The sequence below is a fragment of the Pseudomonas sp. TWI929 genome, assembly GCF_039673335.1.
Classification (GTDB): Bacteria; Pseudomonadota; Gammaproteobacteria; order Pseudomonadales; family Pseudomonadaceae; genus Aquipseudomonas.
In genome coordinates, this window is sequence record NZ_JBDJLK010000023.1 from 35,799 (window position 1) to 51,049 (window position 15,251).

Here is a 15,251-nt window from a genome sequence, read left to right on the forward strand (position 1 = left end):
TTGAAAGGTGAATCTGACACATGCATCGCTGAAGCTCTGCGAGCATCGTCAATAAAACGACAAAGCACATGCAAGACATCAAGATGCGTCAATTCTACAGCACCAAGGCAAAATGAAATCAGCCGAAAATGTAATTAATTGCAAAGTTATGTAAACGGCGGGCCTGAATCCGTTTTTTTCTGCGCAAAGCAAAAGCCCCCACAGGCAAGCCCTGCGGGGGCGTTTTTTTGCTCAAGGCCTGCTTCAGCGGTCCAGCGATGCCGCCGCTTCCAGGCTCATGCCGCGCGTTTCAGGTGCCAGCCATACCGATACGATCAGCCCGGCGAGCGAGACCAGCGCGGCCACCAGCATGGTGTTGCCGATGCCGATGCTCTGCAGTGAGATTGGCACCAGCCATGTGCCAGCGGCAGAGCCGATACGCGACATGGACGACCCCATGCCCACCGCAAACGCGCGGATCTCGGTAGGGAACAGTTCATTGGGATAAACCAGTTCCAGCACTTGCGCCCCACCAATGAACAGCGCATAGGCGCCGAACAGCACCAACACGAGCACCTCGGAACCGTTAGAGAACACCCCCAGCCCGAGCAATGCGAGGGTCGACCACAAGAAGCTGTGGATGATCAGCGGGCGCCGCCCGAGGGTGTCGATCATGCGTGTGGCGACAATGCAGCCGACCACGAACAACAAGGTAATCAGTACCGACCCGTAGGAAGCCCAGGCACCTTTGAGGTTCAGTGCCTGCAACACCACCGGTGCAAATGAATACACCGCGAACATCGGAACCACCGCAGAACTCCAGAACACGGCGACGAACAGCATGCGCTTGCCGTAGCCCGAACGCATCAGCGCACCCAATGACACTTTTTGCTCCACCGCCTGCGCAGGCATGTTGGCGGTGGAAAACGACGGCCCGTATACCTGCTTGATGATGCGCTCGGCCTCGTCGAAGCGGCCCTTGCTCATCAACCAGCGTGGCGATTCGGGGGTTTTCAGGCGGATGATGAACAGCAACACGCCAAGCACACCGGAGCTTGCCAGCACCCAGCGCCAGGCATCATCGCCGCCGCGCGCCAGAATGAAATTGCCCACCATGTAGGACAGTGCCGCGCCCGCAAACCACAGGATGGTCAAGCCGGCCAAGCGGCGGCCACGGTGCTTCTGCGGCAGGAACTCGGTCAGCAGCGACCCCGCAACCGGGTACTCCAGGCCAACGCCTACGCCAACCAGGAAGCGCAGCACGAACAAGGCAGTGCCCGACTCCACCCAGAAAGTACCTACCGAGCCGACGGTGAACAGGATCGGCCCGACGAAGAACAGCCGCCGGCGCCCAACCTTGTCGGTCAGCCAGCCTCCCAGGAAGCCACTGCAGAACGTCCCGAGCATGGCCGAAGCAGCCACTAGGCCTTGCCAGAACGAGTCCAGTTTGAGGTACTCGGAAAACTGCACGATCACTACCCCGATAATACTCAGGATATAACCGTCGAGAATCCAGCCGCCGCCGGCACGCAGGGTCATTAATTGGTGAAACCGGTTGAGTGGTACATCTTCGATTGAAACAGTATTACTGGTCACCGCGAGTGCCCCTTATGGTCTTAATTATTCTTGGAACCTGAAGACGTTCGACTCTAACTTCATAGTGACAACGGCGATTTATTCAAAATGCCTGCACACGCTTGCTTAGCGGCACACTTCGCGCGGCATGATTGATGAATACAAACCCGTGCCAATCAATATCTGGGCGCGTAATGAGCAGGCTCGCGCACATTAATCGAATCATTGTCTACTATGTGTAGACACAGCATAGGCGAGGCCTTCAGCCAGGGTCAACGCTGCTTTTCGGGCTATAAAAAAGGAATTCACCGGCGAATACTCATGAAGTAAAACACCTGATTCATGTCAAGCACCCAGCACTATCAAGCTGTCGAAAAACAGTAGAAAAAACACGCTTGGGTGGCGCGATCTGACATGCGAACGGCGCCATTGGAAGGTTCTGATTAGCCGTAAAGCGCCTGCACGCGCAAGAAAATATTTAACAAAAAATATGAAATTTCGTCGTTTTGGCAGCATGACCATGTCGCCACTCGGCAAGTTCGACAACGTTACTTCTTATGCCTGCCCAGAAAGTGCCATTTAATGCCTGAACACGACAAGCTGAAAACCCACCATTCGGGCAGCCGTGCCGGTGCTTGCCTGGTTTGAGCATGGCTGCGCATCGCGGTGTCTACCTACAGGCGAACGCGTCGATGTGCTGTATGGTTACCTGCTAAGCAAAAACTGAATTCCGGAGACAAGCATGCTTCGTATCTTTGAGCGATGGCTCGACCCCTTCCCACCCGACGAGGTACCGCCGCCACCGGTTGGCCTGTTGCGGTTCATGTGGGCCTGTACGCGGGGCGCACGCGGCTACATTCTGGCGCTGGCACTGCTCAGTGCCGGGGTGTCGATCTACGAAGCCTGGCTGTTCGCCTTTCTCGGCCAGGTGGTCGACCTGCTGTCGGCCTGGCAGGCCGGTGGCACCATTGGCCCCCAGGAGAGCCACGTGTTGTGGGGCATCGGTATCGTCCTGGTGGTCAGCATCGGGCTGGTGGCACTGCGCACCATGGTTCAGCACCAGGTACTGGCGATCAACTTGCCGTTGCGGCTGCGTTGGGATTTTCACCGCCTGATGCTGCGCCAGAGCTTGTCGTTCTTCTCGGACGAGTTTTCTGGCCGGGTCACCACCAAGGTGATGCAGACGGCACTGGCGGTGCGCGAAGTGCTGTTCACGGTGATCGAAATCCTGCCGGGGATTGGCGTGTACTTCATTGCGATCATCGCCCTGGCCGGTGGCTTCGCCCTGAAACTGATGCTGCCGTTCATTGCCTGGGTCGTACTGTTCGGGCTGGCCATGCTGTATTTCGTGCCGCGCCTGGGCAAGGTCGGGCAGGAACAGGCCAATGCGCGGTCGTCGATGACCGGGCGGGTTTCCGACGCCTACACCAACATCACCACGGTGAAGCTGTTCTCGCACTCCAAACGCGAAGCCCACTTTGCGCGTGCGGCCATGGAGGATTTCAAGCAGACCGGCTTCCGCCAGATGCGCCTGGTCAGCCAGTTTGAAATCGTCAACCAGGCGCTGGTGGTGGGTTTGATCTTTGGTGCCGGCGGCTATGCGCTGTGGTTGTGGCATCAGGGCCAGGTCGGCACCGGGGCGGTGGCGGCGATTACCGCCATGGCCCTGCGTATCAACGGCATGTCGCACTGGATCATGTGGCAGATGACCTCGCTGTTCGAGAACATCGGCACCGTACAGGACGGCATGGCCACCCTCACCCGCGGCCCCAAGGTGCAGGATGCGCCGGGTGCCGCCGAGCTGGTGACCAGCGGCGGCGCAGTGAGCTTCGACAAGGTCAGCTTCAACTACAACGGTGAGCGCCAGGTGCTCAGCGACCTGAGCCTGCACATTCACCCGGGCGAAAAAGTCGGCCTGGTAGGCCGCTCCGGTGCTGGCAAGTCCACCTTGATCAACCTGCTACTGCGTTTCTACGACGTGGGCAGTGGCGAAATCCGCATTGATGGGCAGAACGTCGCCAAGGTCACCCAGGACAGCCTGCGCAGCGCGATCGGCATGGTCACCCAGGATACCTCGCTGCTGCACCGCTCGATTCGCGACAACATCGCCTATGGCCGGCCTGATGCGAGCGAGGCGCAGATCCGGGCTGCTGCAGCCAATGCCCAGGCCGATGGTTTCATCAGCCAGCTCAGCGACCGGCAAGGCCACAGCGGTTACGACACCCTGGTGGGCGAGCGCGGCATCAAGCTGTCCGGCGGCCAACGCCAGCGCATCGCGATTGCCCGGGTAATGCTGAAGAACGCGCCAATCCTGCTACTGGACGAAGCCACCAGCGCGCTGGATTCGGAAGTCGAAGTGGCCATCCAGGAAAGCCTGGATGAAATGATGCAGGGCAAGACCGTCATCGCCATCGCCCACCGGCTGTCGACGATCGCGGCCATGGACCGGCTGATCGTCATGGATGAAGGGCGCATCATCGAGCAAGGCACCCATGCGCAGTTACTGGCGAAGAACGGTACCTATGCGCGGTTGTGGCAGCATCAGAGCGGCGGCTTCCTGGGTGAAGACCAGGGTGTTGCGGAGGCGGTGGAGTAGGCCATATGCAGAAAAGAGAGGCAAGGGGCTAATGCCAGTCAGTTAAGCAATTTGGGGCTGCGCAGCAGCCCCATTAGCCTTAACTGACTGGATTAGGCAAGGGGCTGGCGTCTTGCCTGCCAAATCAGCCAAACACATGCGAAGGCCGGCGCAATACCGGGTCAAACGGGTTGACCCGCTCGCCAATCGACGCCGCCTCGCGCTTGAGCAATGCCACCACGGTAGGCATGCGGTTCGGCCCCAGGCGGTCACTGATGGTTGCCACACTCAGCGCCGCCACCGCATGCCCGTTACGGTCCAGAATCGGTACCGCCAGGCCGGCCATGCCGTCGAGCACGCCGGTATTGCGCCCGGCATAACCCAGGCTGCGCACGTTGTCGATTTCCGCACGCAGCAGCACTTCGTCGTAATGGTGGAAGTCCTTCAACCGCGGCAGGTTGTAACGGATCACCTCGTCACGCTCTTCCTCCGGCAGGAAAGCCAGGATCGCCAGGCTGCCCTGCCCCACCCCCAAGGCCACACGGCCGCCGATGTCACCGGTAAAGGTACGGATCGGGTACGGCCCTTCACTGCGGTCCAGGCACACCGCATCGAACCCCGAACGCGCCAGCAGGAACAACGAATCCCCCAGCGAGGCCGACAGCCGCAGCAGGCTGGGGCGCACCACATCGCGCAGGTTGCCAGCCTGCCCGGCCTTGGCCGCCAAGGCAAAGAAATCCAGGCTCAGGCGGTAGCGCTTGCTGGCCGCGCACTGGTCGACCATGCCCTCGTCCATCAGGCTGCGCAGCAAGCGGTGGGTAGTGGGCTGTGCGAGGCCAACCCGCTGCGCCAGCTGGCTGACCTTCTCGCCCTCACCGCCGCAGTCGCCCAACGCACGCAACACGGCGAACAAACGCGAGACCGCACTGACACCCACTTCCTTGCCTTGCTCATTTCGTTTATCGGAATCCAATTTTCACTAAACCCCTAAAAATTCCATTGAACGGAATAATTTCAAAATAGCTGTCACTCAGTGAAATTACCCTTTGTCGCCATCCTAATCATTGCCCTACTCTCCGGTCCATAGGGCGATATCACAACATCGGCCGCCGCCACAGAAGCGAGCGCCAACGTCCGTAAAAGCTTTGCTTTTCGCCGCTGGCGCTCTGCCCACCCTGAAACTGCCGGTTGACCCCGGTTCCGTTTGCGATGGAGCACAGCCATGACCTTTCTTTTGATCGACAAACTCTGCAAGCGCTATGGCGCCACGGAGGCAGTGGCCAGTTCGTCACTGGCCATCGAAAAAGGCGAGTTTGTCTCCCTGCTCGGCCCTTCCGGCTGTGGCAAGACCACCACCCTGCAGATGATTGCCGGCTTCGTAGAGGTCACCAGCGGCCGCATCGTTCTCGACGGTCGCGACATCACCCACGCCAAGCCGGCCAGCCGCGGCCTGGGCGTGGTGTTCCAGAGCTATGCGCTGTTCCCGCACATGACCGTGCGCGACAACGTCGCCTTCGGCCTGCGCATGCGCAAGGTGGCCAATACCGAAATTGCCCGCCGGGTCGACCAGGCCCTGGCGCTGGTGCGCCTGGACAAGCATGCCGAACGCTACCCTCGCGAACTGTCCGGCGGCCAGCGCCAGCGCGTTGCCTTGGCTCGCGCGCTGGTAATCGAACCGCCGGTACTGTTGCTGGACGAGCCGCTGTCCAACCTTGACGCACACCTGCGTGAAGAAATGCAGTTCGAGATCTGCCGAATCCAGAACGAAGTCGGCATCACCACCCTGATGGTCACCCACGACCAGGCAGAAGCCTTGTCGATCAGCGACCGGGTAGTGGTGATGGAAGCCGGGCGCATCACCCAGGTCGATGACCCCTACCGCCTCTACGAACACCCAGGCACGCCATTCATTTCCGACTTTGTCGGCAAGGCCAACCGGCTGCGTGGCGTAACCGGCCCCGGCGGGCAACCGCAGGCGAACGCCCAAGGCCCTCTGACCCTCAGCCTGCGCCCGGAAAAAATCAGCCTCGGCCCTGCCGACAGCGGCAAGCTCGCAGGCCGCATCAGCTGCCGCTACTTCCTCGGCAGCCAGTGGTTGTACCGAGTCGACACTGCGCTGGGCAACCTGGCCGTGGTGCGCGCCAACGACGGCAGCGCGCCACTGGATGAAGGCACCCAGGTCGGCCTGGACTGGAACGATGCCCTGCTGCGGGTGCTGAACGCAGGCGAGGTGGCGGCATGAGCACGGCAAAGCTGCGCAGCAGCGCCTGGGGTTACGGCCTGAGCAGCCCGGCCCTGCTGTTGTTCCTGGCCTTGCTGGTAGTGCCATTGGGGCTGACCTTGCTGCTGTCGTTCAACGCGTTCGAATACAGCAGCGGCATCCAGGCCGGCCAGTACACCCTCAGCCATTACCTGAGCCTTGTGACCGACACCTACTACTACGAAATCTTCTTCCGCACCTTCTGGGTCAGCGCCGTGGTCACCTTGCTGTGCGTACTCATCGGCATCCCCGAGGCCATGGTACTCAGCCGCATGGGCGCACCGTGGCGTTCGATCTTCCTGATCCTGGTGCTGACCCCACTGCTGATTTCGGTAGTGGTGCGGGCCTTCGGCTGGAGCCTGCTGCTGGGCGCCGACGGTCTGGTCAACCAGGGCATCACCGCTCTCGGCGGGCAGCCAGTGAAATTGTTGTACACGCCCTTTGCGGTGATTATCGGCCTGGTCCACGTGATGCTGCCGTTCATGATCATCCCGGTGTGGACCTCGCTACAGAAACTCGACCCGGCCGCCGAGCAGGCCGCACTGTCGCTGGGCGCCAGCCAGTGGACGGTGTTCCGCCGCATCGTGCTGCCGCAGATCATGCCCGGTGTGCTGTCGGGCACGCTGATCGTGTTCGGTCTCGCCGCCAGCTCCTTCGCCATCCCCGGCCTGCTGGGCGGGCGCCGCCTGAAAATGGTCGCGACCATGATCTACGACCAGTACCTGGCCGAACTGAACTGGCCGATGGGCGCCACCATCGCGGTGGCCCTGCTGCTGATCAACCTGCTGGTGATGCTCAGCTGGAACCGGCTGGTCGAACGCCGCTACAAACGCGCACTTGGAGTTTGAACCAATGACCCGTAACGGCCCGCTGGCCCTATCCTTTCACGCCCTGGTGATGCTGTTCATGCTCGCCCCGCTGGTGGTGGTGTGCCTGGTGGCATTCACCCCGGAAAACACCCTGAGCCTGCCCACCGCCGGCTTCTCGCTGCGCTGGTTCAGCGCCATATTCGAGCGTGCCGACTTCCTCGATGCGTTCTACAACAGCCTGAAACTCGCAGCCCTGGCGGCCACGTTGGCCACCCTGCTCGCCGTACCGGCGGGCCTGGCGCTGACCCGCTACAGCTTCCCCGGCCAGGGTTTTCTCAACGGCCTGCTGCTGTCGCCGATCATCATCCCGCACCTGGTGCTGGGTGTGGCCCTGCTGCGGCTATTCGCCCTGCTCGGGGTCAATGGCAGCTTTGCCTGGCTGGTGTTCGCCCATGTAGTAGTGATCACCCCCTATGTGCTGCGCCTGGTGCTGGCTGCGGCCATCGGCATCGACCGCAGCGCCGAACAGGCCGCACAAAGCCTGGGCGCCGGCCGGGTCACGCTGTTCTGCAAGGTGACCCTGCCGATGATCCTGCCAGGTGTGGCCGGTGGCTGGCTGCTGGCGTTCATCAACAGTTTCGACGAAGTGACCCTGTCGATCTTCGTTACCTCGCCCGCCACCCAGACCTTGCCAGTGCGGATGTACGTGTATGCCACCGAGTCCATCGACCCGATGATGGCCGCCGTCTCGGCATTGGTGATCGCCGTCACCGCCCTGACCATGGTCGCCCTGGACCGGGTGTACGGCCTAGACCGCGTGCTGGTGGGCAAGCAATGACAAGGAATGCCCCTATGCCTCTGTTCAAGCGCGTGGCCGAACACGACCGCGAGCCACTGCCCTTCCTGCTCGACGGCCAACCGGCCCAGGGCATGAGCGGCGATACCTTGCTGACTGCCATCCTGACCAACGCCACGCACCTGCGCGGCAGTGACTTCAACGCCGAACCACGCGCCGGCTTCTGCCTGATGGGCGCCTGCCAGGACTGCTGGGTACGCCTGCAGGATGGCCGCCGGGTGCGTGCCTGTTCGACCTTTCTGGAACCGGGCCAGTGCGTGACCCGCGACCCGGGGCGCCGGCCATGAGCGCAGTCGTGATCATCGGTGCCGGCCCCGCCGGCATCCGCGCCGCACAAACCCTGGTGGCCCATGGCGAACGCCCGGTGCTGCTGGACGAGGCCAGCCGCGGCGGCGGGCAGATCTACCGCCAGCAGCCGGCCAACTTTCGCCGGGCGGCCAAAGCGTTGTACGGCTTCGAGACCGGCAAGGCGCAGGCCCTCCACAGCACCCTTGAGCAGTTGCGCGGGCACATCGACTACCGCCCGGAAACGTTGGTGTGGAACGCCGAACAGCAAGTGCTCGATACGTTACAGCAAGGCCAGTTGGCCGACCGCCTGGCGTTCGACCGGGTGATCGTCGCCACCGGTGCAACCGACCGTGTGTTGCCGATACCTGGCTGGACCCTGCCCGGGGTGTACACCTTGGGCGCCGCGCAAATCGCCCTAAAGTTCCAGGGCTGTGCGATCGGCGAACGGGTGGTGCTGGCCGGCAGCGGGCCGCTGCTGTACCTGGTGGCCTACCAGTACGCCAACGCTGGCGCTACGGTCAGCGCGGTGCTCGATACTTCACCGTTTGCCGCCCAGGTACGTGCACTGCCACGCCTGTTGCTGCAACCGGGCACGTTTGCCAAAGGCCTGTATTACCGCGCCTGGCTGGCCGCCAAAGGCGTGCCGGTACATCAGGGCGTGACCCTGCTGGGCATCGACGGCGAGCAACGCGCCAGTGGCGTGCGCTGGTCGCACAATGGCCGGCAACACACCCTGCCATGCGACGCCGTGGCCTTCGCCCACGCCCTGCGCAGTGAAACCCAGCTGGCCGACCTGCTGGGCTGCCAGTTCGCCTGGAATGCCCTCAACCGCGCATGGCTGCCGGTCCGTGATGCCCAGGGCCGGGCCAGCAGCCCCGGCGTGTACCTGGCAGGTGACGGGGCCGGCATCCTCGGCGCAGACGGTGCCGAAATGGCTGGTGAACTGGCCGCGTTGACGCTGCTGGCCGACCTCGGCAAGCCGGGCAACCCGCAACGCCAGCAGCAACTGGAACAGCGCCTGGCCACCCTGCAGCGTTTTCGCCAGGGCCTGGAGCAGGCCTTCCCGTTCCCCGAGGACTGGGCCCGGCAAGCCCCGGACCTGCTCACGGTATGCCGTTGCGAGCAGGTCAGCGCTGGCGAAATCCGCGCCACAGTGCGCGCCGGGCACTGGGAGATCAACCGGGTCAAGGCCATGTGCCGGGTCGGCATGGGCCGCTGTCAGGGGCGTGTATGCGGCGCCGCTGTAGCCGAACTGATTGCCTGCGAAAGCGGCCGCCCGATTGACCAGGTCGGCCGCCTGCGCGGCCAGGCGCCGGTCAAGCCCCTGCCCTTCGGCCTGGAGATCAAGCCATGACGCTGATTGAAGTGGACGCCATCATCATCGGCGGCGGTATTGTCGGCAGCAGCGCCGCCCTGACCCTGGCCCGCGCCGGCCAGCAAGTGGCGCTGCTGGAACGCGATTTCTGTGGTTCGCATTCCAGTGGGGTGAACTACGGCGGCGTGCGCCGCCAGGGCCGCTCGCTGGCCCAGTTGCCGTTGTCGATGCGCGCCCATGCCATCTGGGGCCAGCTGCGCGAATGGATCGGCATTGATGGCGAATACGCCCGCAGCGGCCACCTGAAGCTGGCGCGCAGCGAAACCGACTTCGACGCCTTGAAGGGCTACGCCCAGCGTACCCAGGCGTTTGACCTGCGCCTGCAACTGCTGGAGCGCCGTGAGCTACGCCAGCGCTTCCCCTGGGTGGGAGATATCGCTGTCGGCGCTTCGTACTGCCCCGAGGACGGCCACGCCAACCCACGTCTGGTGTCACCGGCGTTCGCCCAGGCGGCCCGGCGCAGCGGCGCCCAGGTGCATGAGCAGTGCCAGGTACTAGAGGTCGGCCATGACGGCCAACGCTTCAGCGTGCGCACCAGCAGTGGCCAGTGCTTCAAGGCGCCCTGGCTGCTGAACTGCGCCGGCGCCTGGTCGGCGCAACTGGCCGAGCAGTACGGCGAGCCGGTGCCGCTGACCGCAGCCCACCCGGCCATGCTGGTCACCGAACCATTGCCGCTGTTCATGACCGCCAGCACCGGGGTTGAAGGCGGCGGCATCTATGCCCGCCAGGTAGCCCGTGGCAACTGTGTGCTGGGCGGTGGGCGCGGCTTTGCCCTGACCCCGACCACCGCACGCCCCGGCCAGGCCGCCGTGCTCGACATCCTGCGCAATGCCACCGAGCTGTACCCGGCCTTGGCCGGCGCCCAGGCCATCCGCACCTGGAGCGGCACCGAAGGCTACCTGCCCGATGACGAACCGGTGCTTGGCCCCAGCCTGCGCCAACCCGGCCTGCTGCATGGTTTCGGCTTTGCCGGTGCCGGCTTCCAGATTGGCCCGGCAGCCGGTGAAGCCTTGGCGCAATGTGTGCTGCACGGCGCGCCGGCCATCAGCCTGGCGGCCTTTTCCATCAACCGTTTCCAGCCCCACCATCACTACAAGGAAAACCTGTCATGACGCACAAGCAACGTTTTCTCGCCCTGTTCTGCACCGTGCCCAGCCTGTTCGCCTGCCTGCCCGCCATGGCCCAACCCACGTTGTACCTGGGCATGAACGGCGGCACCATGGAGCGACTGTTCAGCGACAATATCCTGCCGAAATTCGAGCAGGCCAACGGGGTGAAGGTAGTGATCGTCCCCGGTACTTCGGCCGACATCCTGGCCAAGGTCCAGGCCACGCCGAACAAGCCATCCATCCATGTGATGGTGCTGGATGACGGCATCATGTACCGCGCCATCGGCATGGGCCTGTGCAGCACGCTCCAGCCCAACCCGATGCTGGCCCAGTTGCCGGAAAAGGCCCTGATCAAGGACAAGGCCGCCGCCGTCAGCCTGGGCGTGACCGGCCTGGCCTACAACAGCCGCCTGTTCAAGGCCAAAGGCTGGGCGGCGCCGACCTCGTGGAACGACCTGGCCGACCCGCGTTTCAAGGACAAGGTGGTATTCCAGTCGATGGCTTCGTCCACCTTCGGCCTGCACGGCTTCCTGATGTACAACCGCCTGCACGGCGGCAGCGATACCGACGTCAACCCGGGCTTCACCGCCTGGAAGAAGAACGTAGGCCCGAACGTGCTGGAGTACATACCTAACTCGGCCAAGCTGTCGGAGATGGTGCAAACCGACGAAGCCGCGTTGTTCCCGCTTACCCCTACCCAGGTGACGGCGCTGAAACTCAAAGGTATTCCGGTGGAGTATGCCGCGCCCAAGGAAGGCGCCGTGGTACTCAACCAGGCCGAATGCGTCACCGCCAACAATGACCAGCCGGAGCTCGCGCAGAAGCTGGCCGAGTTCCTGCTCAGCCCCGAAGCGCAAGCACCGGCCCTGGAGCTGGGCGACCAGATCCCGTCCAACCCCAACACCCCGACCAGCGACAAGACCCGTGGGCAGGTCGAAGCCATGCAGACCTACCTGCAAACGGCGGTGACCATCGACTGGGACCAGGTCAACACCCAGCGCCCGGAATGGAACGCCCGCTGGAATCGCCAGATCGAGCGATAAGCCGAGGCCCCGGGCCCGCTGCCGGCACCCCACGTGCCGGCTGGCGGGCACACCCCCCGCTTGAGCCACCGCTAACCACACAGTCGCTCTGCCCTGCACAGGCGCGGACAGGGCTTCTGCGCGCCCGCAAAACGGCTCGCCCCCCCCTTGCATCACGCTGCCACCCAACTAGAACAAGCAACCGGAGCATGAAATGAGCATCAACACACTCGGGGTAACCGCCCTACTGCTGGCATCCGCCAGCCCCTTGCTGCAAGCCAGCGAGCAGTCCGAGTCAACCGGCTTTATCGATGGCAGCAAGCTGTCGATCAAGGCCCGCAACATGTACATGCAGCGCGACAACCGCGCCAGCGGGGCGCGGCAGAACTACGGCGAGGAATGGGCCCAGGGCTTCATCGGCACCTTGCAGTCCGGCTTTACCCAGGGCAGCGTGGGCTTTGGCCTCGACCTGATCGGCCAGTATGCCTTCAAGCTCGACACCGGCGACGGCCGCACCGGGGGCGGCACCGGCCTGCTGGAGCAGGACAGCCACGGCGCCAAGCAGGACATCAGCAAGGCTGGCGCCGCGCTGAAGGTGCGGGCCTCGAACACCGTACTCAAATACGGCACTCAGGTGATGGCGGTACCGGTGCTGGCCACCTCCGACAGCCGCCTGCTGCCAGAAACCGTCGACGGTTTCTCGCTCACCAGCAAGGAAATCCGCAACCTGCAACTGGACGCTGGCCACTTCACTGGCCTCACCAACCGCAACCAGTCGTCCCGTGACAGCGGGCGCATGACCGCAGTGGACTACATCGGCGGGGTGTACAACTTCAGCGAGCGGCTTTCCAGCAGCCTGTACTACGCCAAGACCGCCGAGCACTTTCGCAAGTACTACGTGAACACCCGCTACCTGCTGCCACTGGGTGCCAGCCAGTCGCTGAAGCTGGACTTCAACGCCTACGACACGCAAAGCATCGGCCAGGCCCGCAGTGGCGAGCTGGACAACCGCATCTGGAGCCTGGGTGGCACCTGGACGCTGGGTGCACATGCCTTCACCCTGGCTTACCAGAAGGTGTCCGGCACCGGCGACTACGTATACGGGCCAGACGGCAATGCAGTCTACAACTTCGCCAACTCGGTACAGTATTCGGACTTCGACTACGAAGACGAGAAGTCCTGGCAAGCCCGCTATGACCTGAACATGGCCAGTTACGGCGTGCCGGGGCTGAGCTTCATGACCCGTTACGTGAAAGGCAGCGACTTCAAGAACGGCACCGGCGGCGACCTGGATGGCAAAGCCTGGGAACGCGATGTCGAGGTACGTTACGTGGTACAGGCCGGTATGGCCCGGGACCTGTCGTTCCGCGTGCGCCAGGCCAGCTACCGCAGCCCGGACCGCGGCGGGCAGATCGATGAGGTGCGGGTGATAACCGAGTACCCGTTTAATCTGTTCTGATGGAATGCACAGCAGCCCCAATGAGTCCCGCTGACGGGTATCAAGCCTTTGGGGCTGACGCAGATTGCAGCGCCATTGCACCGGCTGCGCCGGTATTCGCGGGCTTGCCCGCTCCCACAGGTACTGCGTAAGCCCGGACGGAGCGCAAGCCATGTGGGAGCGGGCATGCCCGCGAAGAAGGCGACGCGATTCTCCAGCCCTGCCGCCTCAATCCAGCACAGGCCGCAGCAACGCCTGCGCCTCATACAATGCCGGTAAATAGCGCAAACGGATTTCATCCAGGCTCAACCGCGAAGCATGCGTAGTGATGGTCAGCGTCGCTTTCAACTGACCGGCCCGGTCCAGCAGCGGCACCCCCAGCACGCGCATACCCATTTCATACTCCTGGTCCACGATGCAGAACCCCTGCCCTTTCACCCGCAGCAACTCTGCCTCCAACTGCACCCGATCCGTCTGCGTATAAGGCGTCAACGCTTGTAGCGGGTTACGGGCGAAATAGTCGTCCCGTTGCCCCTCATTCAGCCAAGCCAGCCAGACCCGCCCGCCAGCAGTGCAATACATCGGCACCCGCGAACCCGGCCTGATCGACAACGAGGCCACATGGCTGTAGCGGCTGCGCACCAGATGAATGATCTCGTCGCCATCGCGGGTACCCACCGACACATGCTCCTGAGTCTGCCGCGCCACCTGCTCGACGATCGGCCGCAGCATGCGCGGCAGCTGCGCCGAGTCCACATACGCCTGGCCAATGCGCAGCGCCTTGGGCGTAAGCCAGTACTCGCGGCTGTCGGTTTCAGCAAACCCCTCATGCACCAAAGTCAGCAAAAACCGCCGTGCGGCACTGGGGGTAAGGCCAGACAACCTGGCCGCCTGCGGCACGCTCAAGCGTGGCTGCTCGGCGCTGAACAGCTGCATCAGGGCCAGGCCTTTCTGCAAGCCGGCGATCAAGTCACGGGGGTGGATAGCGGGCGTATTCATGTATTCGACTCGCATACAGGGAGCAAAACAGCCGATTACTGCGATAACCGGATCAACACTGCGATTATCGCACTAAACAACCGACAAGCGCATTGTTGCTCATGCCCACCTGCATCACCCTGCCTCCACAACAACGCCAATAAGGAGGTCAGCATGATTCGTGGTTCAACTGAACTGGTCGCCATCGTCGGCTCGCCCATTGCCCAGGTGAAGTCCCCCGAAAACTTCAACACTTGGTTCGCCAACAACAACTGCAACCTCGCCATGCTGCCCATCGAACTGAATGATGCAGCGTTGGACGCCTTTGCCAGGACCCTGCGCGGCTGGCAAAACCTGCGCGGTTGTGTGATTACCGTGCCGTACAAGCAGGCCCTGGCCAGCCGCCTGGACGGCATGAGCGAACGCGCGGCGGCCCTGGGCTCGGTGAATGTGCTTCGCCGCGAACGCGACGGGCGCTTGCTGGGTGATAACGTGGATGGCGCGGGCTTCCTCGGCGCTGCTCGCAAACATGGCTTCGAGCCGGCAGGCAAGCGCGCATTGGTAGTCGGTTGCGGCGGTGTCGGCAGTGCCATCGCCTATGCGCTGGGCGAGGCCGGTATTGCCAGCATCACCCTCAGCGACCCCAGCACGGCGCGCATGGGCGCAGTGTGTGAGCTGCTCGGCAATGCCTTCCCCGGGCTTGGGATCAGCACACAGCTCAATAGCCTGGAAGACTTCGACCTGGTGGCCAACGCCTCCCCCGTCGGCATGGGCACCAGCGCTGAGCTGCCCCTGTCAGCAGCCCTGATGGCCACCCTGCAGCCCGATACCCTGGTCGCCGACGTGGTCACCTCGCCCGAGATCACCCCGCTGCTGAACCGGGCACGGCAGGCGGGCTGTGCGATCCAGACCGGCCCGGAAATGGCCTTCGCCCAACTTGGCTACCTCGGCGCCTTCATGGGCGTCACGCCGCTGGAGATCTGAGGC

Annotated in this window: 13 protein-coding genes; 10 read left to right on the plus strand and 3 right to left on the minus strand. The window is 63.2% G+C overall.

Features of this window, described 5'->3' with window-relative positions; translation table 11 throughout:
• Positions 1–243 precede the first annotated feature (243 nt).
• Complete coding sequence (locus ABE456_RS12300; RefSeq protein WP_346644164.1) at positions 244–1,575, minus strand: MFS transporter; 1,332 nt, start codon at positions 1,573–1,575, stop codon at positions 244–246.
• Positions 1,576–2,296: 721 nt separating this feature from the next.
• On the opposite strand from ABE456_RS12300, the gene ABE456_RS12305 reads away from it, so the two are divergent.
• Complete coding sequence (locus ABE456_RS12305; protein ID WP_346644165.1) at positions 2,297–4,150, plus strand: ABC transporter ATP-binding protein; 1,854 nt, start codon at positions 2,297–2,299, stop codon at positions 4,148–4,150.
• Positions 4,151–4,274: 124 nt separating this feature from the next.
• On the opposite strand, the gene ABE456_RS12310 is transcribed toward ABE456_RS12305, so the two are convergent.
• Entirely contained in the window at positions 4,275–5,102 is an 828-nt protein-coding gene (locus ABE456_RS12310; RefSeq protein WP_346644166.1) for an IclR family transcriptional regulator, read from the minus strand.
• A gap of 249 nt (positions 5,103–5,351) precedes the next feature.
• On the opposite strand from ABE456_RS12310, the gene ABE456_RS12315 reads away from it, so the two are divergent.
• From ABE456_RS12315 to ABE456_RS12350, 8 genes are all read left to right on the plus strand, one after another.
• Entirely contained in the window at positions 5,352–6,371 is a 1,020-nt protein-coding gene (locus tag ABE456_RS12315) for an ABC transporter ATP-binding protein (protein WP_346644167.1), read from the plus strand.
• A complete protein-coding gene (locus ABE456_RS12320; protein WP_346644168.1) occupies positions 6,368–7,237 on the plus strand; it encodes an ABC transporter permease in 870 nt (289 codons plus the stop codon). The genes ABE456_RS12315 and ABE456_RS12320 overlap by 4 nt, the downstream gene beginning before the upstream one ends.
• Before the next feature lie 4 nt (positions 7,238–7,241).
• On the plus strand, positions 7,242–8,036 hold the full coding sequence (locus tag ABE456_RS12325) for an ABC transporter permease (protein WP_346644169.1): 795 nt from the start codon (positions 7,242–7,244) through the stop codon (positions 8,034–8,036).
• A 14-nt stretch (positions 8,037–8,050) separates the two neighbouring features.
• Positions 8,051–8,341, plus strand: coding sequence for a (2Fe-2S)-binding protein (locus tag ABE456_RS12330; protein ID WP_346644170.1), 291 nt, complete (start codon positions 8,051–8,053; stop codon positions 8,339–8,341).
• Positions 8,338–9,696: an FAD/NAD(P)-binding oxidoreductase gene (locus tag ABE456_RS12335; protein WP_346644171.1), complete on the plus strand. Its 1,359-nt coding sequence runs from the start codon at positions 8,338–8,340 to the stop codon at positions 9,694–9,696. The genes ABE456_RS12330 and ABE456_RS12335 overlap by 4 nt, the downstream gene beginning before the upstream one ends.
• A complete protein-coding gene (locus ABE456_RS12340) occupies positions 9,693–10,829 on the plus strand; it encodes an FAD-dependent oxidoreductase (protein ID WP_346644172.1) in 1,137 nt (378 codons plus the stop codon). Before ABE456_RS12335 ends, ABE456_RS12340 begins: the two co-directional genes overlap by 4 nt.
• Complete coding sequence (locus tag ABE456_RS12345) at positions 10,826–11,869, plus strand: polyamine ABC transporter substrate-binding protein (protein ID WP_346644173.1); 1,044 nt, start codon at positions 10,826–10,828, stop codon at positions 11,867–11,869. Before ABE456_RS12340 ends, ABE456_RS12345 begins: the two co-directional genes overlap by 4 nt.
• A gap of 193 nt (positions 11,870–12,062) precedes the next feature.
• Positions 12,063–13,307, plus strand: a complete 1,245-nt coding sequence (locus ABE456_RS12350) for an OprD family porin (RefSeq protein WP_346644174.1) — start codon at positions 12,063–12,065, stop codon at positions 13,305–13,307.
• Between the two features lie 207 nt (positions 13,308–13,514).
• Here the strand turns inward: ABE456_RS12350 and ABE456_RS12355 are convergent, their stop codons facing one another.
• On the minus strand, positions 13,515–14,285 hold the full coding sequence (locus ABE456_RS12355; protein ID WP_346644175.1) for an IclR family transcriptional regulator: 771 nt from the start codon (positions 14,283–14,285) through the stop codon (positions 13,515–13,517).
• Positions 14,286–14,438: 153 nt separating this feature from the next.
• Between ABE456_RS12355 and ABE456_RS12360 the strand changes: the two genes are divergently transcribed.
• A complete protein-coding gene (locus ABE456_RS12360) occupies positions 14,439–15,248 on the plus strand; it encodes a shikimate dehydrogenase (protein ID WP_346644176.1) in 810 nt (269 codons plus the stop codon).
• The last annotated feature ends 3 nt before the right edge of the window (positions 15,249–15,251 follow it).